The organism is Chamaesiphon sp. VAR_48_metabat_403 (assembly GCF_031422475.1).
Lineage (GTDB): Bacteria > Cyanobacteriota > Cyanobacteriia > Cyanobacteriales > Chamaesiphonaceae > Chamaesiphon.
In genome coordinates, this window is the sequence record NZ_JANPLS010000106.1 from 1 (window position 1) to 3,296 (window position 3,296).

The 3,296-nt window shown below is 48.8% G+C and carries 2 protein-coding genes and 1 pseudogene; all 3 read left to right on the forward strand.

All coding sequences use genetic code 11. From position 1 onward, the window contains the following. Positions 1-994: AEC family transporter (locus RMO79_RS05465; RefSeq protein ID WP_310482044.1), on the forward strand; the 994-nt coding region annotated here is incomplete at its 5' end. A gap of 709 nt (positions 995-1,703) precedes the next feature. Next, complete coding sequence (gene tal / locus RMO79_RS05470) at positions 1,704-2,858, forward strand: transaldolase (protein WP_310482045.1); 1,155 nt, start codon at positions 1,704-1,706, stop codon at positions 2,856-2,858. A gap of 174 nt (positions 2,859-3,032) precedes the next feature. Further along, a pseudogene (locus RMO79_RS05475) lies at positions 3,033-3,296 on the forward strand (glucose-6-phosphate dehydrogenase); the annotation flags it as partial.

A 3,296-nucleotide genomic window follows, 5' to 3' on the forward strand; every position in this document is an offset into this window, starting at 1 on the left:
CCACACACCCCACACCCCCCACACACCCCACACCCCGCTCCCCGCTCCCCGCTCAATCATGCTCGATCGGCTCGTTCAAGCTTACACTCCGCTGATTTGTTGGACGGGGTTGGGCATTCTGGTGGTGAGGTTTCTCCCCTCAACTTTTCCCTATTGGCTGGGCAGAGGACTATACTGGGTCGGTGTACCGATCGAAATTTTTGCGCTCGCTCGCCAGACAGTTTTTGACGAACGCGCGCGACTGGCTCCCACGATTACCGTTGCTTCGCTACTATTAGGTTTGAGCTTGGGTTGGCTGAGTCTTCAGATCTGGCAAAAATTGCCCCAACAGCTCGAAGATCCCACTCCAGGAATTAAAGGCAGCTTGCTATTATCCTCGATGTTGGGCAATACCGGATTTGTCGGTTTGGCGATCGTGCCATATTTTGTATCTGAGACAGATTTAAGTTGGGCGGTGCTGTACAGTGTCACGCAAAATGTTTTTGGTACTTACGGATTGGGTGTATTAGTCTCTAGTTATTACGGTCGCCAAGGCACGGGGACAAATCGGTGGTGGATGCAGCTTAAAGATCTGTTCTGTGTGCCCTCGCTATGGGGCTTCGCGATCGGTTCGCTCACTCGCAACCTTCCCCTACCCCAATTTGCAGAATCGAGCCTTCACGCCTCGATTTGGGTGGTAATTCCCGGAGCGTTTATTTTAATGGGAATTCGCTTGAGTCAGATCCAAGGCTGGCAAAGTCTCAAGCTCGCACTCTTACCTGCTATCCTGAAAACAATTGTTATGCCTGCGATCGTCGGTACGGTTATTTCGATGATGGGCATTAGTGGCGATCCGCGTCTGGGGATCGTGCTGATGTCGGCGATGCCTTGCGCGTTTGCCGGACTTATTTTAGCAGAGGAGTACAATCTCAATGGCAATCTCGTCGCCAGTAGTATTATTGTCAGTACGCTGATTTTTCTGGGGATGATTCCGGTGTGGTTGTATTTGTATTAGAGGGGGGGCTAAACCGTTATCGCCTGGAACGAAGATAGTAGTCGATGATTCCGGTGTGGTTGTATTTGTATTAGAGGGGGGAGCGGGGAGAAAGGAGTAAGGAGTAAGGGGCTTGTAATTTAATAAACTACCAGTCAGGCAGGTTTCGACTTCGCTCAACCTACGAGGGTTGAGCGAAGTCGTTGGCGACAGCCTGCCGTAGGCACAACCTAAAGCCACAAATATCTGGGATGTTATTTCCACGCAAGTCTCTAAGGAGTAAGACAAATTTGAAAAGGATGGCGACAATTGAAGATTGGCAGACTTCTTATCCAGCAATGCCTTCCCCGCTCCCCCGAATTTTCGATAAATTTGTGTTGGTTGACGCGCCTATTCAGATGTCGATCGGCTAGAATGCTGGAAATAGAGATTGTTAAATTGACAACTGCGATCGTAGCGAAGCTTGTGGATCGTGCGCCCTCAGATGAAACCGAGGAAATTGCAGACATTAATTATGGAATTATGGCCATCCGGTTAGATCTACTATGTTGCTAAACATCACGGCACGATCGAAATGTCATAGCAACAAAGATCGCACTTAGCATCCAGAATCTTTACCGATACATTTTCCATCGCGATTTGAGTAGCAACAGCGATAGTCTTAACGCTGACACCGCCATCGATGCCAGCACAAATCGATAGTCATTACTGATTGGAGTAAATATCTACCATGTCAACCACAGCCTTAAATCCCCTATTCGAGATCGAGCAAGAATACGGACAAAGTATCTGGATGGATAATTTGAGCCGAGATTTGCTAACATCTGGCGAATTAGCAAAACTAATTGAAACTCGTGGCGTTTTGGGGATCACATCTAACCCCGCAATTTTTGAAAAGGCGATCGTGGGGAATGCCAGCTATGATACTGAAATTAAAGCCGGGATTCAAGCGAATAAATCGCTTAACGGCATTTACGAATCTTTAATTTTTACAGATATCCGCCGTGCTTGCGATATCCTTTTGCCCGTTTACGAACAAACCAACGGGATCGATGGTTATGTCAGTATTGAAGTCCCACCTACTATCGCCGCCGATACCGCCAGCACTATTACCGAAGCTCGTCGTTACCACCAAGAAATCGATCGTCCCAACGTGATGATTAAGATTCCTGGCACGCCCGAAGGCTTGCCAGCAGCCGAACAGATGATAAGTGAAGGCATCAGCATCAACGTCACCCTGCTGTTTTCGGTTGCCAGCTATGTCGAAACAGCATGGGCATACATTCGGGGCTTAGAAACTCGCGCAGCCAAAGGCGAAGACATCAGCAACATCTCATCTGTCGCTAGCTTCTTCCTCAGCCGCATCGATACCAATATCGATGCTAAACTAGACCACCTGCTCAAAAATCTCACCGATCCCGCCAAAGCTGAAAAAATCTCTGCGCTTAAAGGCAAAATCGCGATCGCCAATGCTAAAGTAGCTTATCAAGAATACAAGAAAATCATTGCAACCGATCGCTGGTTGCAATTAGCAGCTAAAGGCGCGCACGTCCAACGTTTACTGTGGGCGAGTACGGGTACCAAAGACCCTAGCTATAGCGATGTTATGTATGTCGATGGACTAGTCGGAGAAAATACCGTTAACACTTTACCACCAAACACGATCGAAGCCTGTGCCGACCATTGCGATCCTGCCAGCCGGATCGAAGCGGGAGTAGATGAAGCTTACCGCCTCATCGCCAGCCTTAAAGATCCCGATGTTAATATCGATCTAGATGCCGTCATGGACGAACTTTTACTCGACGGCATTGATAAGTTTGTTAAACCCTTCGATACCCTAATGAAGTCTCTGGCTAGTAAAGCCGGGACTTTAACATCTGTTTAGTTACTCATATCGATTCGGAGCTGCTGTGCTTGCAACTACAGCAACGCAGCCAGCATGTAAGTAAACTGTTTGGTGAGGGGCTGGGGTAGGCGGTTGCCTGCCCTAAGTCAGGATGCTACCTCCCCAGCCACCACAAATTATCACCCAGTCTGAGTTCTACCACACCAGTAAATAATGCTCGATCTACTCGAAAACCCCTTCCGCATCGGCTTACGCCAAGAACGAGTTCCAGAACCGCAAATCCTCACCATCTTTGGTGCCTCCGGCGACCTTACGCATCGCAAACTGATCCCCGCACTATACCAGATGCGACTCGATCGTAGGCTGCCACCAGAAATCACCATCGTCGGCGTAGCCCGCCGCGACAGGAGCCACGAATACTTCCGCGAACACTCCAAACAAGGCATCGAAGAATTCGGTAACGGCATTCAAGACGAA

What these genes read in the sequence shown, in the direction of transcription:
- tal (WP_310482045.1), top strand. Translation starts at nt 1,704, where the DNA reads ATGTCAACCACAGCCTTAAATCCCCTATTCGAGATCGAGCAAGAATAC.